This is a genomic window from Telluria sp. B2, assembly GCF_051789535.1.
Taxonomy (GTDB): domain Bacteria; phylum Pseudomonadota; class Gammaproteobacteria; order Burkholderiales; family Burkholderiaceae_D; genus Telluria.
In genome coordinates this window covers 1,008,345-1,030,271 of record NZ_CP196525.1, presented here as the reverse complement: position 1 = coordinate 1,030,271, position 21,927 = coordinate 1,008,345, and the positions used below count along the sequence as shown (strand labels likewise).

Below are 21,927 nucleotides of genomic sequence, written 5' to 3'. Positions count from 1 at the left end.
GCGGGCATGCCCGGCGGCGCAGCGTTTGGTCCGCTTTTTCTGCATTTCAGCGGCGATAAACGCCTGCTTGTCGCATTCCGATGGCGCATCGCGTTGTCGATTTCTATAGTCCTCACCATGCGCACGGAGCTCCGCCAGACAAGGCGGAGCACGCGCGCCCGTTCCTCCGTGCTTTCCAACAATACAAACAACGGCCGCCATGAAAATCGAAACCCTGCCGCTTTCTTCCGCGACTCCCCTTTCAACCCGGCGCCGCTGGCGCAAGCCCGCCATTGCGCTGCTGCTGGCCGTCCTGGCCGCCGGCGGCTGGTATGCGTTCGCGGGCAAGGGCCAGCCAGCCCCCGCCCCCGCGGCCAAGGCGGCGCCGAAGGCCACCGTCTTCGAGCTGGCCCAGAACGACGTGGTCACGGTCGAGGCACGCGAACTGGCGCTGCGCCTGCCCCTGTCGGGCTCGCTCGCACCGCTGGCCCAGGCCACCGTCAAGTCCAAGGTCTCGGGCGTGGTGCTGGAGACCACCGTGCGCGAAGGCATGAGCGTGCAGGCCGGCCAAGTCATTGCGCGCCTGGACGACGCCGACGCGCGCGCCCGCGTGGCGCAGCAGAGCGCGGCGCTGAAGGAAGCGAACGCGCGCCTGGCGTTGGCCACCAAGAACGAAGCGAACAGCCGCGCCCTGCTGGCGCAGAACTACATCTCGCAGAATTCCTTCGACACCACGAGGAATAGCGTCGAACTGGCCCAGGCCGCGGTCGACGCCGCGCGCGCCCAGCTCGACCTGGCTCGCATCGCCCTCAACGACACGACCATCCGCGCGCCGCTGTCGGGCGTGGTCAGCAAGCGCTTCGTGCAGGCCGGCGAAAAGCTCTCGCCGGACAGCCCGGTGATGGCCATCGTCGACCTCGCCCACCTGACGCTCGACGCCCAGGTGCCGGCGTCCGACATCCCGCGCGTGCAGGTCGGCCAGGACGTGCGCTTCCGCGTTGACGGCTTTGACGCGCGTGAATTCACCGGCAAGGTGGCGCGCATCAATCCCGCGGCCGAGACCGGCTCGCGCGCGATGCTGGTGTATATCAGCGTCGCGAATACCGATGGCGCTCTGCGCGCCGGCATGTTCGCGAAAGGCCAGATCACCACCGACAAGTCCAGCGCGCGCCCGATCGTGCCGCTGGCGGCCCTGCGCAAGGATGGCCAGCGCGACGTGGTCTACCGCATCGACGGCGGCAAGGTCGTGGCCCAGCCGGTCGAGCTCGGCATGCGCAACGAGGACGAAGGCCTGGCCGAAGTGACCGGCGGGCTGGACGCCGGCGCGGTGCTGCTGGCGGTGCCGCTCGACGGCGTCAAGCCGGGCACCCAGGTGAAGCTGCCCGGCGCTGCCGCCAAGCCTGATACCAAGGCTGTCGTCGTCGCGAAGAAGGACTGAGCCATGTGGATCACCAAAGTCAGCATCCGCCACCCCGTCTTTGCGACCATGGTCATGGTCGGCCTGATGGTGCTCGGCCTGTTCTCGTACCGCTCGCTGGGCGTGGAGAGCATGCCGAACGTCGACATTCCCTACGCCTGGGTCGAGACCCAGTATCCGGGCGCTTCGCCGGAACAGGTCGAGAACGACGTCACGCGGCCGATGGAAGAAGTCATCAACACCGTCAGCGGCGTCAAGACCATCCGCAGTAACTCCTGGGAAGGCCGTAGCGGCGTCTCGGTCGAATTCCACCTCGCCACCAACATGGACAAGGCGATGCAGGACTTGCGCGACAAGATCGCGCGCGTGCGTCCCGGCTTCCCGAAGGAGGTAAAGGAACCCTTCGTCATCCGCGCCGACGGCGAGAACCAGCAGCCGGTGGTGCGCCTCTCGGTGACCTCGAACGAACGCGACATGCGCGCCCTGTCGACGCTGGCCGAGCAGGTCATCGTCAAGCGCCTGCAGAGCGTGGCCGGCGTCGGCGAAGTGCGCACCGGCGGCGTGGCGACGCGCCAGATCCTGGTGCACGTGAAGCCCGAACAGCTGCGCAGCCAGAACATCGGCATCGACGAGGTGCTGCGTGCGATCCAGGCCACCAACACCAACCTCCCGGCCGGCAACCTGCAGTACGGCGCCGCCGAGCGCCTGGTGCGGGTGGAAGGCAAGATGCGCGAGGCGCGCGAGTTCAACAACATCATCGTGGCGCGCCGCGCCAGCGGCCCGGTCTACCTGTCGCAGGTGGCTGACGTGGTCGACGGCGAACGCGAGGAGACCTCGATCTCGCGCGTCAACGGCCAGCGCGCGATCTCGCTCGACGTCACCAAGGTGCAGGATGCGAACACGGTGCAGGTCGGCACCGGCGTGATCAAGATGGTCGAGGAGATGCGCAAGACCCTGCCCGCCGACGTGCACTTCCGCATCATGGACGACCAGTCGACCACGGTGCAGCACCAGCTCGACAACGTGAAACGCACGATCATCGAGGGCGCCATCCTTACCATGATCATCGTGTTCCTGTTCCTGCACTCCTGGCGCAGCACGGTGATCACCGGACTGACGCTGCCGATCTCGGTGCTGGCCTCCTTCATCGCGATGCGCTACTTCGGCTTCACGCTGAACTTCCTGACCCTGATGGCGCTGTCGCTGTGCATTGGCCTCCTGATCGACGACGCGATCGTGGTGCGCGAGAACATCGTGCGCCACCTCGGCATGGGCAAGTCCCACATGCGCGCCGCCGAGGACGGCACCAACGAGATCGGCCTGGCCGTGATGGCCACCACTTTCGCCATCGTCGCCGTGTTCGTGCCGATCGCCTTCATGGACGGCATCGTCGGCCGCTTCTTCCTGCAGTTCGGCGTGACGGTGGCCGTCGCGGTGCTGGTGTCGCTGTTTGTGAGCTTCACGCTCGACCCGATGCTCTCCTCGGTGTGGCCGGACCCGGTGAAGGACCGCTTCAAGTACGCGCCCTGGCTGGGTCGCGCGATGGCAAAGATCGAGCATGGCATCGAGCGCGTGCACGTCTGGTACGGCCACGTGCTGGCGCTGGCCCTGCGCTGGAGGAAGTCGACCCTGGCGCTGGCGCTGGCGGTGTTCGTCGGCAGCCTGGCTCTGGTGCCGATGATCGGCGGCGAATTCGCGCCCAAGACCGACAACGGCTTCATCGAGATGCGCTTCAAGACCCCGGTCGGCTCGAGCCTGGCCTATACCGACGGTAAAGTAAAACAGGTCGAGGACATCCTGCGCGGGTACAAGGAGATCGACTCGATCAGCAGTGCGATCGGCATGTACGAAGGCCACAACAGCGCCCAGGTCGTGCTGAAGCTCACCGACGTGAAGAAGACGAAACGCCGCTCGCAGGAAGAGATGGAGTCGGTGATCCGCGAGCGCCTGTCCTCGATCGCCGGGATCACGATGTCGGTCGGGAACAAGCCGATCTTCATCGCCATCCTCGGCCGCGACGAGGCCAAGCTCGATGCGGTGGCCCACCGCCTGATGGACAAGATGCGCACGATTAAGGGCGTGGCCGACATCGAGTACAGCCAGGAAGGCGCCAACCCGGCGACCGTGATCCGCATCAACCACGAGCTGGCCAGCGACCTGGGCCTGTCGGTGCAGCAGGTCGGCGCCGCGCTGCGTCCGTTTGTCGCCGGCGACGAGATCAGCCAGTGGCTGGCGCCGGACGGCCAGAACTACCAGGTCAACGTCCAGCTGCCGCGGAGCGGCCGCCAGAAGGTGGCCGACCTGGCCGACCTGTCGCTGGCGTCCTCGCGCCTGGACGCCGCCGGCAACCCGATCATGGTGCCGCTGCGCCAGGTGGTCGAGTTCGTGCCCTCGTTCAGCCCGCAGGTGCTCAAGCGCCAGGCGCTGGAACGCCGCGTCGCGATCTACGCCGGCGTCGAAGGCCGCCCGACGGGCGACGTGAACGCCGAGATCGACAAGGCGATGAAGTCGATCGAGCTGCCGGAAGGCGTGCGCTTCGACGTCGGCGGCGACGCCCAGCAGATGGCCGAGACCATGGCCAACTTCGGCTCGGCGATCGTGATCGCGATCATCTTTATCTACCTGGTGCTGGCCTCGCAGTTCGGCAGCTTCCTGCAGCCGATCGCGATCATGATGTCGCTGCCGATGTCGCTGATCGGCGTGCTGGTGGCCCTGCTGGTGACGGGTAGTACGCTGAACGTGTTCTCGGTGATCGGCGTGGTGATGCTGATGGGCCTGGTGACCAAGAACGCGATCCTGCTGGTGGACTTCGCGAACCACGGCCAGCGCGAGGGCAAGGGCCAGTTCGCGGCCATCCTCGAAGCCGGCCAGGTGCGCCTGCGCCCGATCCTGATGACGACGCTGGCGATGATCTTCGGCATGCTGCCGATGGCGATCGGCGCCGGCGACGGCGGCGAAACGCAAGCGCCGATGGGCCGCGCGGTGATCGGCGGCGTGATCACCTCGACGCTCCTGACCCTGGTAGTGGTGCCGGTGGCCTACAGCTACCTCGACAACCTCGGCAAGCGCGCCAAGCGCTGGTTCGCCAAGGGGCACGAGGAAGTGGCGGACGATCTGCCGGTGATTGCCAAGGAAAGCGCGTAAAAGCCTGCGGCGCGTCTCGTAGGGTGGGCACGAAGTGCCCACGCGGAACGCGCCGCAGTGTTAGCGGTGTTCTAGCTCAACGATACGCATTCGACCAGCGTATCCTGGAGAACAGTGCTGCGGCATCGCTCTGCCGCTTGAGTCGACAATCGACCAGGTAGAGCAACAGGTATGCTCAAGATATTGCGCGTCCGATCGGACGGCAACGTTCAAAATAAGCCAACATTGCGGCGCGTTTCCGTAGGGTGGGCACAGCGTGCCCACCCTACGGAAACGCTAGGTCTGCTCCTGCGTTTCGGCCGATTCAACTTCTACCGCCTCCCCCGGCTCCCCCTCGGCCGGTTTCGGATTGTTCTTCGCTTCCAGCTTGCGCCGGGCTTTTTCTTCTGCCTTGCGCTTCTTTTCCAGTTCCCGTTGCCGCTTCTCGTATTGGAAGTTGGTCTTTGCCATGATTTCCTCGTATGCAAGCTGACATGAAAGGGTGATGCAAACTCGAACTATTATGCGCCAGTTAAGCTTTCAGGATTTGAATTAACCACGTGGATGATGACGTGCATGCAGGTGCTTGAGGCGTTCGCGCGCAACATGGGTATAAATCTGTGTGGTTGAAATGTCCGCGTGACCCAGCAGTAATTGCACCACGCGCAGGTCGGCGCCATGGTTCAGCAGGTGGGTGGCGAAGGCATGGCGCAGCGTATGCGGCGACAGCGGTGCGCGGATGCCGGCTTTTAATGCGTGTTTCTTGATCAGGATCCAGAACATCTGGCGCGTCATCGGCCCACCGCGGCTTGTCACGAACAAGGCGTCGTCGACCTGTCCGTTCAGGATGATGCCGCGCGCATCCTTCAGGTAACGCTCGATCCAGTTCCGGGCCTCGGCCCCGAAGGGTACGAGACGCGTTTTACTGCCCTTGCCGGTGATGCGCAGCACGCCATCGTTCAGGCTCAGTTCGACCAGTTTCAGGGCCACCAGTTCCGACACCCGCAGGCCGCTCGCATACATCAGCTCGAGCATGGTGCGCTCGCGCAGGCCGAGCGGGGTCGACACGTCGGGTGCCGCCAGCAGGGCCTCGACCTGTTCTTCGGAAAGCGTGTGCACGAAGCGCAGCGGCTGGCGCGCCGTGGCCATCTTCAGGCAGGGGTCGTCCGCCACCTGGTTGCGGCGCAGCGCCAGCTGGTAGAAGCGCTTCAGGACCGACAGGCGCCGGTTCGCCGTGCTCGGCTTGGTGTCGGCATGGCGTTCGGCGAAATAGCCGGCCAGGTCCTCGGGCCCGGCCGCGAGCAGGCCGCGTCCCGGCCGTTTCTTTTCCAGCCAGCCGGCGAACAGGCGCAGGTCGCGCCGGTAGGCGTCGAGCGAGTTCTTCGCCAGGCCGTGTTCCAGCCAGAGCGTGTCGCAGAACTCGTCGATCAGTCCCAGATCGACTGCTGCTGCCATGGCGATGCGGTGGCGCCCTCGTGGCGCAGGAGCCAGCGCTTGACCGAGAGGTGGAAGCCGTTCTCGTCGTCGTTGCTGGCAAAGCCGCCCAGGCCGCGCGCGGCGGTCACGCGGTGGCAGGGAATGACGAGCGGGAACCAGTTGGCGCCGCAGGCCTGGCCGACCGCGCGCGGCGCCGAGCCGAGCTCCTTGGCCAGGATGCCGTAGGTGCGCACGGTGCCGCGCGGGATCGCGCTAATGGCTTCCCAGACGCGGCGCTGGAAGGGGCTGCCAGCGTCCAGCAGCGGCAGATCGAAGGCGAAATCAGGGTCCGCCAGGTAAAGCTCGACCTGGCGCGCGGCCAGTTCGGCCGTCGCATTTTCGGGCGCCTTGTCGCCGAAACGCGGCTGCAGGTAGACCAGTTCGCGCACGCGCTCGGCCTCGGTGCGGATGCCGATCGCGCCGAAGGGCGCCGGCACGATGGCGGAAAACAGCTCGCTGCCTTGTGGTGTATTCATGGTGCGCAGTTTACTCCTCGCGCCGGCCGTCCACCACTGTTTTTCGCTGAAGCAATTGCTCGTCCGTGGCGGCCCATCCTTGCGAAAACGTCTCTCCTGCGATCAAACACCGACACCGAACGATATGCCGCGCGTACGACGCCTCCCGGTTTTCGTTTCACTGCCAGGTTGCCCGGCCCAGGCCGGCGCCCAGCCGCCTACGGCGTTGCAGGTCGGCGTCTACGCCATCGCACCCAAGGTGTTCATGAACGAGGTCGACGAGGCGGAGCTCGCCGCCTGATCCTGGCAAGCGTTGTCATGGTGGGCACGGGGCGCCCACCCTACGGCAGCTGTTCAGCCGGTCAGTGGACGCGAGAACATTGGGAGAGTTTGCAACATAACGCGCGCCTGCCAAAGCTCCCAGGGCAAGGGATGCGGCCACCCGACGCAATGTCGAAGACAGTACGCTAGTACGGCGAGACAATGCAACGCCGCCATGGGGGCTTTGGCAGGCGCGCGCAAAAAAAAAGCGCACAATGTGCGCTTTTGAATCATGGTCACGTCCCGGCTACTAGGCGTACCCGCAGCTTCTGTCGAACGTGTGTCTCCTCACATGATCTCCGGTATGGATTACCGTGCTTTTCTCTCACTCCCCAAGACTTGTGTCCGGTATGCCGCACCGCGCTGGTGCCCTGTTCTGGTGCCGGCAGCGCTCCATCATAACGCAACTGTGCCGGCAAAGAATAGTTTTTTATATACGATAATCGAGAATCATCCATAGACGAGGTTGGGCAGCCACAACGAAATCGCCGGCACATAGGTCACCAGGAGCAGGAAGCCAAGCATGGTCAGCAGCCAGGGCATGACCGCCACCGTCAGCTCCGATATCCCCATCTTGGTGATGCCCGAGGCGACGTACAGGTTCAGGCCGACGGGTGGATGGCACATCCCCACTTCCATGTTGACCACGATGAGGATGCCGAAGTGGATCGGATCGATCCCCAGTTGCACCGCGACCGGGAACAGGATCGGCGCCATGATCAGCACGATCGAGGAAGGCTCCATCACGTTGCCGGCAAGCAGGAGCAGCACGTTCACCACCAGCAGGAAGCCGACCACGCCCAGGCCCTGGCCGGTGAGCCAGGCCGCCATCTGTTGCGGGATATTCTCGCTGGTCATCAGGAACGAGAACAGCACGGCATTCGTGATGATGTAGAGCAGCATCGCCGACAGCGAGGCCGAGTCCAGCAGCACCCTGCCGACCTGTTCCAGGCGCAGGTCCTTGTAGACGAACACCGAGATGACGAAGGCGTACACGGCGGCGATCGCGGCGGCCTCGGTCGGCGTGAACATGCCCGAATAAATGCCGCCCATGACGATCACGATCAGGAACAGGCCCCAGGCGCTCTTGCGGAAGGCGTCCCAGCGTTCGCCCCAGCTGGCCCTGGCCATGCGCGGGTAGCCGCGCTTCTTCGCCAGCACCCAGGTGGTCAGGCCGAGCAGGAAGGCCAGCATCAGGCCCGGCACCACGCCGGCCATGAACAGCGCGCCGACCGAGGTGTTGGTGGTCACCGAATACATCACCATCACGATCGACGGCGGAATCAGGATGCCGAGCGCGCCCGAGGTGGTGATCACGCCCGCGCCGAAGCGCTTCGGGTAGCCTTGCTTGACCATCGCCGGCAGGATGATCGAGCCGATCGCCACCACGGTTGCCGGGCTCGAACCCGACACTGCCGCGAACAGGGCGCAGGCCACCACGCCGGCCAGCGCCAGCCCGCCGTGCCAGTGGCCGACCATCGAGGTGGCGAAGCGGATCATGCGCCGCGCCACGCCGCCGTGGGTGAGGAAGTTACCGGCCAGGATGAAGAAGGGAATCGCCATGATCTCGAACTTCTCGATGCCGGTGAACAGCTTCAGGGCGACCGACTCGATCGGCACCGTGGTCATGGTGAACAGGAAGGCCAGCACCGTCAGGCCGAGCGAGATCGAGATCGGCATCCCGGTCAGCATCAGGAGCAGCAGCAGGATGAAAATGATGGCGGCGTTCATGCGGCGCCTTTCGAGATCGGCAGGTCGGCGTCGTCCAGGCCCTCGACCTGGGCCGGGTCATGGTGCGGCACTTCGCCGGTGCGGATGAAGTTCACCATCACCTGCAGGAAGCGGAAGCACATCAGGTACGAGCCGAGCGGCACCGCCAGGTAGACGATCCACATCGGCCATTCGAGGTCGGCCGAGGTCTGGTCGGTTTCCGACATGTGCCAGACGAAGTTGGCGCCCAGGGTGCCGACGATGCCGGTGAACAGCGCCCCGGCGAGCAGGCCGAAGACGATGAAGCCGGCGCGCCAACGCGGGTTCAGGCGGTTGACGAGGACGTCGACGCCGACGTGGATGCCGGTGCGCACGCCATAGGCCGCGCCGAACTTGGCCATCCACACGAACATGTAGATGCACAGTTCCTGGGCCCAGCTGGTGTTGATCTGGATGAGGTAGTCCTGCAGCGCCGGAATCGGCAGCCCGGACAGGTAGCGATGCACCACCGCGACGAAGATGACGACGGTCGCCGCCGCCATCAGGGTCGCGATGATCCATTCTTCGAGTCGATCGAGGAATTTCATGGATGTCTTTCAGGAGGCAGGGAGAGCGCGCGTACCAAAGGACGCGCACGCGTCCCGCAGCGCGCTATGGGCGTGCCGCGAAGGACGCCTGTCCGGCGCCGGGTCGCCGGCCGATGACGGCCGGCTTACCTGGCCGGCTTACTTCTTCGCGGTTTCCCGGGCGATCGCCTGGATCAGGTCCTTGCCGATCCGGCCTTCCATCTGCTTGTGCACCGGCAGCAGGACCTGGCGCCACTGCGCCTGCTCGGCCGGCGTCAGGTGATAGATGGTGGTCTTGCCGGCCTTGCGGATGGCTTCCAGCGCCAGGTCGTTGTCGCGCTGGGCGATCGCTTTTTCGAAAGTGGTGGCGTCGCGCATGGCCTGTTCGAGCTGGCCGCGGATATCGGCCGGCAGGCCGTCCCAGAACTTCTTGTTGACGATGACGGCGTAGCCCAGGTAGCCGTGGTTCGATACCGTCAGGTGCTTCTGCACCTCATGCATCTTCTGGGTGTACATGTTCGACGGCGGATTCTCGGTGCCGTCCACCACGCCGGTCTGCAGGGCCTGGTAGACCTCGGAGAAGGCCAGCACCTGCGGGTTGGCGCCGAGGGCGCGCATCTGGGCGTCGAGCACCTTCGAGGACTGGATGCGCATCTTCTGGCCGCGGAAGTCGGCCGGCACGTGCAGCGGCTTATTGGCCGACATGATCTTGAAGCCATTATCCCAGTAGGCCAGGCCGGTGATGCCCTTCGGTTCGAGCTTCTTCAGCAGTCCCTTGCCGATCGGGCCTTCGGTCACCGCGTACAGCGCGGCCTTCGAGGGGAAGATGTAAGGCAGGTCGAAGGCTTCGAATTCCTTCACGCCGAGCGGGCCGAACTTGGCCAGCGAGGGCGCCAGCATCTGCACCGCGCCCAGCTGCAGGGCTTCGAGTTCTTCCTTGTCCTTGTAGAGCTGGCTGTTCGGATACACTTCGACCTTCACGCGTCCCTTCGTCAGCTTTTCGGCCTGCTCCTTGAAGCGCTCTGCGGCCTGGCCCTTCGGCGTATCGGTCGCCACCACATGGCTGAACTTGATGACGATCGGTGCCTGGGCCCAGGCAGCGTTCATGGAAAGGGCGACGGCAAAGGCCGCGACCAGGGTTTTGATCTGCATGATGTCTCCTTGGTGTATCGTTTTTTTGTATTGACCAGCGTGAATCGATCCGTCAGCTTCATTTTGCCTTGCAATTACCCATTTCCACAATAACATCGGAATCAGAAACCTTCCACGGTATCGCATGAAAAATCCTTTCCGGCTGCCGCGTCGCGCCAGCCTCTCCCGCCCCTGGCGCTGGCTGGTGCCGGTGCTGCTCGTGCTGCTGTTCCTGGCGGTGCTGATCTGGCTTCCCTGGCAGGCGCGCCAGATGGAGGCCAACGAGCGCCAGGAACAGCTGATCGCCGATACGCTCTGGGTCGAGCAGACCCTGCGCTTCGAGCTGGCGCGCAGCGAGGAAGCCCTGGAAAGCCTGGGCGCGGACCTGGTCACCAAGCCGCCCGCGCCCGAGCAGCTGCAGGCGCGCTTTGTCCAGATGTTCAAGAACGGCCACGAACTGCGCCGCGTGCTCTGGCTCGGCGCCGACGGCAGCGTGCTGGCCCGGCATGGCCTGGAACTGCCGCCCGGCGGCCTGGCCAAGGTGGGCCTGGAAACCCAGGAGATGGCGCGCCTGACCCGTGCCGGGCGCTATACCGAAGCCTACGGCGCCAGCGCCCATACGCCAGGCATGATCGACTACTACCTGCCGCTGTACAAGGATGGCAAATATGCCGGCAGCCTGGTCGCCAGCTACAGCCTGAAGGTCCTGCTGGACGAGACCGTGCCCTGGTGGTTCGCCCAGGACAATGCCCTCGCCCTGGTCGACCGCGACGACCGCCCGATCGCCGAGCGCGCCGACGGCGGCCCGGGGCGCGGCGTCTACACGCATCGGCGCGCGCTCGACCTGCCGGGCAGCTCGATCGTGCTGGAGACCGACAGCGTGAAAGGCGCGCCGCGCCTGTTGCCGAACCTGCTGGTCGGCTCGGTGATCGTGCTGGCGCTCGGCCTCCTGCTCAGCCTCATGACCCTGTGGCGCCACATCTCGCGCACCCTGGCGGCCGAAGCCGCGCTGCGCCAGCAGATGGCCTTTCGCACCGCAATGGAAAATTCGCTGCTGACCGGCCTGCGCGCGCGCGACCTGGAGGGCCGCGTCACCTACGTCAACAAGGCCTTCTGCCAGATGGTCGGGCTGCCGCCCGAAGACCTGGTCGGCAAGAAGCCGCCGATGCCCTACTGGGCGCCGGAAGCGATGGGCGAGTACGAGGAACGCTTCGCCGGCGTGCTGGCCGGGACCATCACGCCGCAGTTCGAGACCGTGTTCCAGCGTTCGGACGGGCTGCGGGTGCCGGTGCTGGTGTTCGAGGCGCCGCTGGTGGACAGCCGCGGCAGGCAGACGGGCTGGATGAGCTCCATCCTCGACATAACCGACCGCAAGAAAGCCGAGGAACTCAACCGCCAGCAGCAGGAGAAGCTCGAAGCGAGCGCGCGCCTGGCCACCATGGGCGAGATCTCGTCGATGCTGGCGCATGAACTGAACCAGCCGCTGGCTGCGATTTCCAGTTACACGGCGGGCGCCCTGAACGTGCTCGAACGCGCCGACAGCGGCGTGCCGGTCGAGCCGACCCTGTTGCGCCGCGCGCTCGAGCAGGCGCGCCAGCAGGCCCAGCGCGCCGGCCAGATCATCAAGAGCGTGCACGAGTTCGTGAAGAAGAGCGAACCGCAGCGCGAGGAGGTGGCGATCAGGAGCGTGGTCGACGGCGTGCGCGCCCTGATCGAGCTGCAGGCCCGCAAGTCTTACGTGTCGCTGCAGTTCGACCTGCCGCCGACCCTCCCCACGGTCCTGGCCGACCGCGTGATGCTCGAGCAGGTGCTGCTCAACCTCACGCGCAACGGCATCGAGGCGATGGAGCAGGCGCCGCCCGCGCGGCGCATCCTGCGCATCGCCGCCGCGGCCGACGCGGCCCAGGTATCGGTGTCGGTGGTCGACCATGGCCACGGCATCGCCCCCGATGTCGCCGAGCGCCTGTTCTCGCCCTTCTTCTCGACCAAGGCCGAGGGCATGGGCATGGGCCTGTCGATCTGCCGCACCGCGATCGAATTCCATGGCGGCACCCTGACCCATGCGCCGAATCCGGCCGGCGGCACGATCTTCACCTTCAGCCTGCCGCGCCAGGATGCAGCGGCGGCCGCGCCTGAGCTAAAATAGCGCACCAAGGAGAACCACATGCTGCATATCGTCGACGACGAAGAAGTCATCCGTGATGCGCTCGCGTGGCTGGCCCAGTCACGCGGGCTGAACGCACGCGGCTATGCCGGAGGCCAGGCCTTCCTCGACAGCGTCGGCGAACCCGACCCCAGCGGCGACTGCGTGCTGCTCGACGTGCGCATGCCCGACATGAACGGCGTGGCCGTGTTCGACCAGATCATCGGCCGCGGCCTGCTGCCGCGCCTGCCCGTCATCTTCCTGACCGGCCACGGCGACGTGCCGATGGCGGTCGACTCGCTCAAGCGCGGCGCCTTCGATTTCTTCGAAAAACCCTTCAACGACAACCAGCTGATGGACCGCGTCGACCAGGCCCTGGCCGCCTCGCGCGCGGCCGCGGCCTCGGACCAGGTGCGCGCGCGCCTGGCCACGCTGTCGGCGCGCGAGCGCGAAGTGCTCGACCTGATTTTGGCCGGCAAGATGAACAAGGTCGTCGCCGACGAACTGGGCATCAGCATGCGCACGGTCGAGGTGCACCGGGCGCATATCTTCGACAAGATGCAGGTGAAGACGGCGGTGGAGCTGGCGGGGCTGTTGAAGTAGTTTTTCGCGTTCGTGGCGCTGTTGCGTGTTCTGTTATTGGTCCCTTGAATCCGCGTGGGCACAGGTGCCCACCCTACGGGACACGTTAACGGTCTCGGGTTTGCCCGCGCTCGCTACTGACGGCGACCGTAGGGTGGGCACTTGTGCCCACGCGGATCGTGCACACCGATAGCGCCACAGGCAACAGCCCCACGACACCAGCAAGCCCCCTTGCGATCGCCCGATCCGCCCCTACCTGACAGCTGTCCCCGCTTGTCACCCTCCCCCCGACCTTTCCGCTCGTCGCAAGCCGCGACAGCTCAGCCACGACTGTTGGTTCCAGGAGGGCGCGCACAGGACGTGCCAAAGGCCGTCCATTTTGGGATCGCTTGTAAAATCAATTTGAACGCGTCGCTGCCCCGCGCTGCGCGACGCCAACTTCTTTAGGGAAAGCAGATGAACGAAAAGACAGTTGCAGACAGGATGTTTTTGCGCAATGCGAAGTCCATGCAGGTACTCAATGGCGGGGTCCACCCGTCGGTCGTGTCGCAGTTTCCGCAGGAGCTCATGAAGGAAGGCGATGGTCCCTTCGACGTCATCATGGCCTTCTGCATGAACCGCAAGGACCTCGAGCAGTATGTGCCGGTCGCCAAGGAACGCCTGGGTGACAAGGGCTCGCTATGGATCGCCTACCTGAAACAGACCGCCTCGAAAGCGACCGACATCAACCGCGACTCGATCAACGCCTACCTGAAGGAACACGGCATCACGGCCGTGGCGATGATCTCGATCGACGGCGACTGGTCGGCGCTGCGCGCCAAGCGCATCGAGCTGTGAAGCTGGAGCGCCTGAGTGGATTTTGTCAGGCGCATAAGTGGCGCGCCAGCGCCCACGCCACGTGTTCACGCACCAGCTCGGACGGGTGATCGGCGCGTGCGCGCAAGGCGGCCACGATGAGCGGGTCGCCTGCACGTCCCGCAGCCGCATTGCCCAGCCCCACCGCCAGATTGCGCAGCCAGCGCTCGTGACCGATACGCCGGATCGGGCTCCCTTCGGTGCGGCGGTTGAATTCTTCCTCTTCCCACGCAAACAACTCCACCAGCATCGCCTCGCCGAAGCCGTTGCGCTCGTCGAAATCGGGCAGGACCGCGCGCTGCGCGAACTTGTTCCAGGGGCAGGCCAGCTGGCAGTCGTCGCAGCCGTAGATGCGGTTGCCGATCAGCGGGCGCAGCGCGACCGGAATGCTGCCCTTCAGCTCGATGGTGAGATAGGAAATGCAGCGCCGCGCGTCCAGCCGCCCCGGGCCCAGGATGGCGCCGGTCGGGCACTTGTCGATGCAGCTGCTGCACTGGCCGCAGTGACCGCTGGTTGCCTGGTCGACCGGCAAGGGCAGGTCCACCAGGATCTCGCCGATGAAGAAGGTCGAGCCGGCTTCGCGCGACAGCAGCAGGGTGTGCTTGCCGCGCCAGCCGAGACCCGCTTTTTCCGCCAGCGGCAATTCCATCACCGGGGCCGAATCGGTAAACACCCGGTAGCCGTATTCGCCGATCTCGGCTTTCACGCGTTCGGCCAGCTGGGCCAGGCGGTTGCGCAGCACCTTGTGGTAGTCGCGTCCGCGCGCATACACCGAAACCACCGCCGCGCCCGGGTCAAGCGCGCGCCGCGCCTCGTGCGCGCGCCAGTCGCCGGCATCCTTCGGCAGGTAATCCATGCGCGCCACGATCGCGCGCACGGTGCCGGGCACCAGCTCGGCGGGCCGGGCGCGCTTCATGCCGTGGCTTGCCATATAATCCATCTCGCCATGATGGCCCGCCGCCAGCCAGGCGCGCAGGCCCTCCTCGGCGTGCGCCAGGTCGACGTCGGCAATGCGCACGTCGGCGAAGCCGAGCTCCGCGCCCCATGCCTTGATGGCGCGCGTCAGTTGATGCAGGTCGGGGGATGCGAGGGACATTTGGCAAAGAAGACAATCGCGGCGCGAGCGCGCCGCCAAACATGACATTCTAATTGATGCAGCACTTCACAGCCTACCTGCCGGACGAAACGGCGACCGCCGCCCTCGGCGCCGCACTGGCCCGCGCCGTCCTTCCCGGCCTGGTCATCTATCTGCACGGCGACCTCGGCGCCGGCAAGACCGCGCTCACGCGCGCCCTGCTGCGTGCGGCCGGCCACCAGGGCACGGTCAAGAGCCCGACCTACACCCTGTCGGAACCCTATCGCGTGCAGATCGACGGGCAGCCGGTCAACGTGATCCACTACGACCTCTACCGCATGGCCAGCCCGGAAGAATTCCTCGACGCGGGCTTTCGCGAAGACTTCGACGGCAAGAATATCTGCATCGTCGAATGGCCGGAAAAGGGTGAGCCAGTGTTGCCATTGCCCGACGTTAAAGTGTTGCTTAAGGTCAGCGGCCTCGGCCGTGAGGTAGAATTGCAGGCGTTGTCCGAATTAGGCCTGCTATGCCTCGACCGCCTCTCCTACGCTCCTCCCCCCTGACGTCCGGCGCGCGGCGCCGCACCCTGCTCAAGGCCGGCGGCACGCTGCTGTTGTCGGTCCTGTCTCCGCTGCCCGCACGCGCGGCCCAGATCATGGCCGTGCGCGTCTGGCCGGCCGACGACTACACCCGCGTGACGCTGGAAAACGACAGCGACCTGAAGACCGAGCACTTCCTGCTCGCCGATCCGCCGCGCCTGGTGGTCGACATCGACGGCCTGGACCTGAACGACACCCTGAAAAGCCTGGTCGCGAAGGTCGAGCCGAACGATCCCTACATCAAGCAGGTGCGCGTCGGCCAGAACCGCCCACGCGTGGTACGCCTGGTGTTCGACCTGAAGGAAGAAATCAAGCCCCAGGTGTTCACGCTGGCGCCGATCGGCACCTACAAACACCGCCTGATCTTCGACCTCTACCCGGTGCGCGAGGCGGACCCGATCCTGGCCCTGATCGAAAAGGGCGAATGGTCGCCGGGCGACGGCACCCCGACCGCGGTGCCGGCCGCGCCGGCCCCGATCCAGCCGCCGGTCCCCGATCCGGTGGCGCGCATCGAAGCCGAGATCGCCGCGATGGACGGCAGCCCACCGCCGCGCCCGGTGCAGCCGCCGCCGACGCCGGGCAAGCCAGCCGCCAAACCGGCAGCCCCGCCGGCCAACAACGTGGTGCGCATGGTGACGATCGCGCTCGACCCCGGCCATGGCGGCGAGGACCCGGGCGCCATCGGCGCCACCGGCACCCGCGAAAAGGACATCGTGCTGGCCGTGGCCAAGCGCCTGAAGGCCAAGCTGGAAGCGCTGCCGAACACGCGCGTCATGCTCACCCGCGACGGCGACTATTTCGTCCCGCTTGGCAAGCGCGTGGAAAAGGCGCGCAAGGTGCAGGCCGACCTGTTCGTCTCGATCCACGCCGACGCCTTCACGGTGCCGACCGCGCGCGGCTCCTCGGTGTTCGTGCTGTCGGAAAAAGGCGCGACCTCGACCGCCGCGCGCTGGCTGGCGAACGACCAGAACAAGGCCGACATGATCGGCGGCGTCAACCTTGGGCGTCACGACAAGCAGCTTGCCAGCGTCCTGTTCGACCTCTCGACCACGGCCCAGATCAACGACAGCCTGAAACTCGGCAAGGCCGTGCTGGGCGAGATCGGCGGCATCAACAAGCTGCACAAGGCCGCCGTCGAGCAGGCCGGCTTCGCCGTGCTGAAGGCGCCGGACATTCCCTCGATCCTGGTCGAGACCGCCTTCATCTCGAATCCGGAAGAGGAAGCCAAGCTCAAGGACGAGGGCTACCAGGAACAGCTGGCCAACGCCATCACCAAGGGCATCAAGCGTTACTTCTCGGCCAATCCGCCGATGGCGAAGAGCCGCACGACCTGAAGTACGCCCTCAGTGCGCGTGCCTACTCCCCGGCCAGTCCGCTGCCGCCCGACGGCACGCGGTTGACCAGCACCTCGCCGCGCTCGAAGGCCGTGATGCTGTCGATGGTGGTCTGCATGATCTGCCCGATCGCCTCCTCCGTGAAAAACGCCTGGTGGCCGGTCACGATCACGTTGGGAAAGGACACCAGCCGCTGGATGATGTCGTCGGCGATGATCGTGGAAGACAGGTCCTGGAAAAACAGGTTGGCTTCCTGTTCATAGACGTCGATCGCCAGGCCGCCCAGCTGCCCGGACTTCAGCGCACGGATGGCTGCGTCCGTATCGACCAGGCCGCCCCGGCTGGTATTGACCAGGATGCAGCCGCGCTTGGCGCGCGCCAGGGTTTGCGCATTGACCAGGTGCGCAGTCTGCTCGGTCAAGGGGCAATGCAGGGACACCACGTCGCTGGACGAGAGCAGCTCGTCGACCGACACGTAACGTCCGCCCGCCGCTTCGAATGCGGGATTGACGTAGGGGTCGGCGCCGACGACATGGCAGCCAAAGCCCGTCATGATCCTGGCAAAGATCACGCCGATCTTGCCGGTACCGATGACGCCGACTGTTTTTCCGTGGAGGTCTACACCCATCAAGCCCTCCAGGTCGAAATTGCCGTCGCGCGTGCGGGAGCTGGCGCGGGCGATTTTCCTGTTCACGGCGAGCAGCAGCCCGACAGCAAACTCGGCAACGGAATACGGCGAGTACTCGGTGACGCGGACCACGGCGATCCCGTGCCGCTCGGCCGCGGCGGTATCGATGTGGTTATAACCGGTGGAGCGCGTTGCCACCAGCCGCGTGCCCTGCGCAGCCAGGATGGCCAGCACCTGCGCATCGACCGTGTCGTTGACGAACACGCAGACGGCTTCGCAGCCCTCGGCGAGCGTCGCGGTCTCGGCCGTCAGGAGATCATCGAAAAAACGCAACTGGTGGCGGGCGTCGCCGTTGGCGCGTTCCAGCATCGTCCTGTCATAGCGGCGTGCGCTGAACACTGCTGTCTTCATGTTTTCCCCTTGTCTGGCCACGAACACGATGCGGGCGACCGCTGACAAGTGTAAAAGAAAGCATGATGCTCGCGAGCCCGATAGCGTCATGTGGCGTATTGCTGTCCTGGCTGAGGGAACGTCGGTGCGCCGAGGGTCATGGCATACTACGCGGTCCAATAATCCGTTAGCGACCTGTTACCGACATGATGAACCCGGACGCCGCCATTTCGACCACCCACGGCCAGCTCCCGGCCCTCCTGCTGAGCGCGCCCGACGGCGCCCAGGCCACCGTCACCCTGTACGGCGCCCACCTGGTGTCCTGGCGCGGCGCCGATGGCCGCGAGCGCCTGTTCTGCAGCGCCAGGTCGGCGTTCGACGGCAGCCGTGCGATCCGCGGCGGCGTGCCCGTGATCTTCCCCCAGTTCGCCGAGCGCGGCAACGGCATGCGCCACGGCTTCGCGCGTGTGAACAACTGGCGCGTGCTGGAAACGGGCGTCGACAACGGCTGGGCCTTCGCCCTGTTCGCACTCGACGCAGCCGACCTCGATCCGCGGCACGCGCAGGCCTGGCCGCACGGTTTCGCGCTGGCGCTGCGCGTGGCGATCCACGCCAACGAACTGAAGATGCGCCTCGAGGTGCGCAATACGGGCGGCGATGCCTTCCCGTTCGCGGCCGCCCTGCACACCTATCACCTGATGGATGACATCGCGACGGTGCGCATCAATGGCGTCGAACGCGAGGAGCTGGTCATCACGGACAAGTTCGATCGCGCCTACGAAGACATCGCCCCGCCGCTGGCCCTGGTCGACGGCGGCCTGATGCTGACGATCCGGCAGGAAGGCTTCAAGGATGCGGTGGTGTGGAATCCGGGCGCGGCCGACGCGGCGGCGCTGGCGGACATGGCGGACGAGGAATACCGGCGTTTCGTCTGCGTCGAGCCGGCGCTGCTGGACGGGCCGACGCTGCAGCCGGGCGAGAGCTGGGTGGGCGAGTACCACGTTTCGTAGGGTGGGCGCCCCCGTGCCCACGCGTGAACGATGAGCAGACGTGGCGCTTCACCAACGCCAACACGACGCAGGCTTCACGCGTGGGCACAGGGCGCCCACCCTACGGGTCCTCTGTCGCGTCAACGATAAAAAGCCGGCGTGAGCCGGCTTCCTCTTAATTCGATTCCTTGATCATCCGCCCCTCGCCCGCCTGCACGGGCCGCGCATTAAGCGGATACAGGCGCGAGAACAGCGCCATCTGCGCCGGCGAGGCCGTCATCGGCTGCTTCATCACCAGCCACAACACGTTTTCCTGGCAGGGCGGCGTGGTCTGCGAGCCCATGTAGGTGTAGTACTCGCGTCGCTCCGGCAGCAATTCCAGGGGGTCGATCTCGATGCCTGGCGCGACCTGCTGCTGCTTCTCGAGCGGGATGTTGTTCCACACGGTCTGGATCGCCTCGTTGGCCTTGCCGCGCTCGAGCAGCACGGCGACGATGGCCAGTTTGCCGCCCGGACCGCGGTGCTCCAGGTGCACGACCATCTCGGTGCCCTTGCCGTTGATTTTCTCTTCCGACGGACGGTGGAAGTGGAACTGCACCAGCTCGAAGCTCTGGTTGCCGATGGTCATGAAATTACCGCTGGCGACATTCACCTGCACGGTCTTGCCGTTGTCGATCTCGGTAAACAGCGAAGGGCGGTAATTGAAATCGATCTCGGCCAGGTCGACCTTGATGCCGTCGCGGATATCGATCGGCGACTGGCGCTTGCCGCTGCCGCACTGCGACCAGGCCGGGTTGACCTTGCCCCAGTTCTCGGGGCCGAACTCGCCTTCGTAATCCCAGTGCTTGCTGATCTTCGGCGCGGCCGCGAGCGCGGCTTCCTTCTTGCGTTTCGCTTCGGCCGCCCGCTTCGCCCTGTTGGCGGCGGCGATGCGCGCGGCCTGCTTGGCGCGCATCTCGGCCAGGCGCTCGGCGATCTTGACCGACAGCTCGACCTGCGCATCCTCCTCGCTTTGCGCCGACATGCTGGCCGCCACCCGGTCGGCCGTGGCGGCGCTGGCGCCGGCCGGCTTCTCGGCCTTCACTTCCTTGTCGGCGGCGGCGGCGAGCGCTGCGATCGACGCCTTCTCGACCGGCTTGGCGCTGGCCGGTTTCGACAGCTCGGCCGCGAGCTTCCTGGCCGCGTCCGCGTCCGGCTTGGCGGCGGGGACAGGCGCTTCGTTGGCGCCTGCATGAAGCATGGCGATACTGCAAGCGAACAGGACAATGAGCTTACGCATGGGATTCTTGGAAGTGGCTTACCATGCTTTAACGACGCTTCTGCCTAGAAACTTGAGAAAAACTTCCCGCGTAAACGTCAAAACGCCGGATCACTCCGGCGCTTTGGTCAAACAGGAAACAATCAGCGGCTCAGCATGCGGCGTCCGAACTTGTACAGGCCGCCCAGCATGAGGGGAACGATGGCCGCGCTCACGCCCACCAGCACGATCTCGGTCAGGTGGTCGCGGATGATCGGGATATTGCCGAAGAAGTAGCCGGCGGTCACCAGGCTGGCCACCCACAGCACGGCGCCGGTGATGTTGTAGAGCTGGAAACGCCAGTGGGTCATGTCCGACACCCCGGCAACAAACGGGGCGAAGGTGCGCACCACCGGCACGAAGCGCGCCAGGATGATGGTCTTGCCGCCGTGCTTTTCGAAGAAGTCGTGGGTGCGGTGCAGCGCGTCCTTGTTGATCCACCGGTAATCGTGGGTGAACATGCGCTGGCCGACGGCTTCGCCGATGTAGTAATTGAGTGTGTTGCCGGTGACGGCGGCGACGATCAGGAGCGCCATCAGCAGTGGATAGCTCATCTCGCCGGTGGCGCAGAAGGCACCGGCGATGAACAGCAAGGTGTCGCCGGGGAAGAAAAACAGGACCACGAGGCCGGTTTCGCAGAAGACGATCGCGAACAGGACGATGTAGACATAAACGCCGTATTGAGCCAGGAGGACGCCCAACGTCTTATCGACATGAAGAATCATGTCGAAAAATTGCATCAGATCCATAATTTTCCTAAACGGTAACGACGCATCATACCATCAGTCAGCCAGCCAACGTCTTCGAGCCGGCAAGGAGGCGTGCGATATTTAAGGGAGCGTTAAGTTTCTGAAATGGCTAGTCGACACGCTGAGTTTCACGTCTACAATTACTTCACACTAACAACAAGCGGGAGCGGAGATGAAGGCAGGGATCAAGAGTATGGCGGCTGGTGTTGCGCTGGGGCTCGCAGCCAACCTGGCCCAGGCGGCGGAGCCGAAGCCGCTCCCGCCGAAACCGAGCGTCGGCGAGATCGTCAAGGAATCGAAAGCATCCGACTGGCGGCCGCTCGACCTCGACAACACCATCTACATGGACTTGCCGGGCGGGCGCGTGGTGATCGAACTGGCCCCGCCTTTCGCACCGAATCATGTCGCCAACATCAAGGCCTTGGCGCGCGAACAATATTTTGATGGCTTGGTCATCCTGCGCTCGCAGGACAACTTCGTGGTCCAGTGGGGCGACCCGGACGAAACGAACCCGCGCCCGGTGAAGAACGCGAAGATGAAGCTCAAGGCCGAGTTCACCGTGCCGATGAAGAACGACAGGCATTTCACGCGCCTGAAGGACGTGGACGGCTACGCGCCCCAGGTCGGCCATTCGAACGGCTTCCCGGTCGGACGCGATCCGAAGAAGGGCGAGACCTGGCTGGCGCACTGTTACGCGATGGTCGGGGTCGGCCGCGACAACGAGGCCGACAGCGGCGGCGGCACCGCCCTGTACGTCGTCACCGGCCAGGCGCCGCGCCAGCTGGACCGCAACATCACCGTGGTCGGGCGCGTCGTGTCCGGCATGCCTCTGCTGTCCTCCATGCCGCGCGGGCCGGCGCCGATGGGCTTTTATGACAAGCCGGAGATGCGGGTGCCGATCAAGGCCTTCCGCGTCGCCGCCGACCTACCCAGGGAAGAGCGCAGCAACTTCGAGGTGATGCGTACCGACAGCGCCACTTACCAGAAGGTGGTCGAGGCCCAGCGCAACCGCGGCGGCCCGTGGAACGTGTTCGCGGCCGGTCATGTCGACCTGTGCAATGCGCCGATTCCGGTGCGCGAGCAGAAATAAGACAAGGCGGGACGGCGG

At 65.4% G+C, this 21,927-nt stretch carries 20 protein-coding genes; 10 read left to right on the top strand and 10 right to left on the bottom strand.

Features of this window, described 5'->3' with window-relative positions; all coding sequences use genetic code 11:
* Window positions 1-199: 199 nt before the first annotated feature.
* Complete coding sequence (locus tag ACSUZJ_RS04690) at window positions 200-1,417, top strand: efflux RND transporter periplasmic adaptor subunit (RefSeq protein ID WP_499413753.1); 1,218 nt, start codon at window positions 200-202, stop codon at window positions 1,415-1,417.
* 3 nt (window positions 1,418-1,420) lie between these two features.
* Entirely contained in the window at window positions 1,421-4,540 is a 3,120-nt protein-coding gene (locus ACSUZJ_RS04685; protein WP_499413751.1) for an efflux RND transporter permease subunit, read from the top strand.
* Window positions 4,541-4,816: 276 nt separating this feature from the next.
* Here ACSUZJ_RS04685 and ACSUZJ_RS04680 read toward each other — a convergent pair whose 3' ends face one another.
* The 3 genes from ACSUZJ_RS04680 to ACSUZJ_RS04670 form a co-directional block, all read right to left on the bottom strand.
* Window positions 4,817-4,990, bottom strand: a complete 174-nt coding sequence (locus ACSUZJ_RS04680) for a hypothetical protein (RefSeq protein WP_499413749.1) — start codon at window positions 4,988-4,990, stop codon at window positions 4,817-4,819.
* Window positions 4,991-5,071: 81 nt separating this feature from the next.
* Complete coding sequence (gene xerD, locus ACSUZJ_RS04675) at window positions 5,072-5,974, bottom strand: site-specific tyrosine recombinase XerD (RefSeq protein WP_499413747.1); 903 nt, start codon at window positions 5,972-5,974, stop codon at window positions 5,072-5,074.
* Window positions 5,947-6,471 carry a methylated-DNA--[protein]-cysteine S-methyltransferase gene (locus tag ACSUZJ_RS04670; protein ID WP_499413745.1) on the bottom strand — a complete coding sequence of 175 codons (525 nt, stop codon included), beginning with the start codon at window positions 6,469-6,471 and terminating at the stop codon, window positions 5,947-5,949. The genes xerD and ACSUZJ_RS04670 overlap by 28 nt, the downstream gene beginning before the upstream one ends.
* Before the next feature lie 124 nt (window positions 6,472-6,595).
* On the opposite strand from ACSUZJ_RS04670, the gene ACSUZJ_RS04665 reads away from it, so the two are divergent.
* Window positions 6,596-6,751: a hypothetical protein gene (locus tag ACSUZJ_RS04665; protein WP_499413743.1), complete on the top strand. Its 156-nt coding sequence runs from the start codon at window positions 6,596-6,598 to the stop codon at window positions 6,749-6,751.
* Window positions 6,752-7,221: 470 nt separating this feature from the next.
* Here ACSUZJ_RS04665 and ACSUZJ_RS04660 read toward each other — a convergent pair whose 3' ends face one another.
* The 3 genes from ACSUZJ_RS04660 to ACSUZJ_RS04650 form a co-directional block, all read right to left on the bottom strand.
* Window positions 7,222-8,502 (bottom strand): TRAP transporter large permease, encoded by a 1,281-nt coding sequence (locus ACSUZJ_RS04660; RefSeq protein ID WP_499413741.1) that lies wholly within the window; start codon window positions 8,500-8,502, stop codon window positions 7,222-7,224.
* Window positions 8,499-9,068, bottom strand: a complete 570-nt coding sequence (locus tag ACSUZJ_RS04655; protein ID WP_499413739.1) for a TRAP transporter small permease — start codon at window positions 9,066-9,068, stop codon at window positions 8,499-8,501. The genes ACSUZJ_RS04660 and ACSUZJ_RS04655 overlap by 4 nt, the downstream gene beginning before the upstream one ends.
* 138 nt (window positions 9,069-9,206) lie before the next feature.
* A complete protein-coding gene (locus tag ACSUZJ_RS04650; RefSeq protein ID WP_499413737.1) occupies window positions 9,207-10,199 on the bottom strand; it encodes a TRAP transporter substrate-binding protein in 993 nt (330 codons plus the stop codon).
* Between the two features lie 124 nt (window positions 10,200-10,323).
* Between ACSUZJ_RS04650 and ACSUZJ_RS04645 the strand changes: the two genes are divergently transcribed.
* The 3 genes from ACSUZJ_RS04645 (at window position 10,324) to ACSUZJ_RS04635 (ending at window position 13,740) form a co-directional block, all read left to right on the top strand.
* A complete protein-coding gene (locus ACSUZJ_RS04645; RefSeq protein WP_499413735.1) occupies window positions 10,324-12,324 on the top strand; it encodes a sensor histidine kinase in 2,001 nt (666 codons plus the stop codon).
* An 18-nt stretch (window positions 12,325-12,342) separates the two neighbouring features.
* Window positions 12,343-12,924 carry a response regulator transcription factor gene (locus tag ACSUZJ_RS04640; protein ID WP_499413733.1) on the top strand — a complete coding sequence of 194 codons (582 nt, stop codon included), beginning with the start codon at window positions 12,343-12,345 and terminating at the stop codon, window positions 12,922-12,924.
* 486 nt (window positions 12,925-13,410) lie between these two features.
* The gene (locus tag ACSUZJ_RS04635) at window positions 13,411-13,740 is read left to right on the top strand and encodes a DUF3052 family protein (protein WP_499413731.1); all 330 of its coding nucleotides are present in this window, start codon (window positions 13,411-13,413) and stop codon (window positions 13,738-13,740) included.
* A gap of 25 nt (window positions 13,741-13,765) precedes the next feature.
* On the opposite strand, the gene queG is transcribed toward ACSUZJ_RS04635, so the two are convergent.
* Window positions 13,766-14,854, bottom strand: coding sequence for a tRNA epoxyqueuosine(34) reductase QueG (gene queG, locus ACSUZJ_RS04630; protein ID WP_499413729.1), 1,089 nt, complete (start codon window positions 14,852-14,854; stop codon window positions 13,766-13,768).
* Window positions 14,855-14,910: 56 nt separating this feature from the next.
* On the opposite strand from queG, the gene tsaE reads away from it, so the two are divergent.
* Together tsaE and ACSUZJ_RS04620 are read left to right on the top strand one after the other, a co-directional pair.
* Window positions 14,911-15,396, top strand: coding sequence for a tRNA (adenosine(37)-N6)-threonylcarbamoyltransferase complex ATPase subunit type 1 TsaE (gene tsaE, locus ACSUZJ_RS04625; RefSeq protein WP_499413727.1), 486 nt, complete (start codon window positions 14,911-14,913; stop codon window positions 15,394-15,396).
* Window positions 15,360-16,766, top strand: coding sequence for an N-acetylmuramoyl-L-alanine amidase (locus ACSUZJ_RS04620; protein WP_499413725.1), 1,407 nt, complete (start codon window positions 15,360-15,362; stop codon window positions 16,764-16,766). Before tsaE ends, ACSUZJ_RS04620 begins: the two co-directional genes overlap by 37 nt.
* Before the next feature lie 22 nt (window positions 16,767-16,788).
* Here ACSUZJ_RS04620 and ACSUZJ_RS04615 read toward each other — a convergent pair whose 3' ends face one another.
* A complete protein-coding gene (locus tag ACSUZJ_RS04615) occupies window positions 16,789-17,805 on the bottom strand; it encodes a 2-hydroxyacid dehydrogenase (protein ID WP_499413723.1) in 1,017 nt (338 codons plus the stop codon).
* A 185-nt stretch (window positions 17,806-17,990) separates the two neighbouring features.
* On the opposite strand from ACSUZJ_RS04615, the gene ACSUZJ_RS04610 reads away from it, so the two are divergent.
* Complete coding sequence (locus ACSUZJ_RS04610; RefSeq protein WP_499413721.1) at window positions 17,991-18,794, top strand: aldose epimerase family protein; 804 nt, start codon at window positions 17,991-17,993, stop codon at window positions 18,792-18,794.
* A 154-nt stretch (window positions 18,795-18,948) separates the two neighbouring features.
* On the opposite strand, the gene ACSUZJ_RS04605 is transcribed toward ACSUZJ_RS04610, so the two are convergent.
* Together ACSUZJ_RS04605 and ACSUZJ_RS04600 are read right to left on the bottom strand one after the other, a co-directional pair.
* Complete coding sequence (locus ACSUZJ_RS04605; protein ID WP_499413719.1) at window positions 18,949-20,052, bottom strand: carbonic anhydrase; 1,104 nt, start codon at window positions 20,050-20,052, stop codon at window positions 18,949-18,951.
* A gap of 122 nt (window positions 20,053-20,174) precedes the next feature.
* Window positions 20,175-20,819 (bottom strand): VTT domain-containing protein, encoded by a 645-nt coding sequence (locus tag ACSUZJ_RS04600; protein ID WP_499413717.1) that lies wholly within the window; start codon window positions 20,817-20,819, stop codon window positions 20,175-20,177.
* A 172-nt stretch (window positions 20,820-20,991) separates the two neighbouring features.
* On the opposite strand from ACSUZJ_RS04600, the gene ACSUZJ_RS04595 reads away from it, so the two are divergent.
* Window positions 20,992-21,909, top strand: coding sequence for a peptidylprolyl isomerase (locus tag ACSUZJ_RS04595; RefSeq protein ID WP_499413715.1), 918 nt, complete (start codon window positions 20,992-20,994; stop codon window positions 21,907-21,909).
* Window positions 21,910-21,927: the final 18 nt, after the last annotated feature.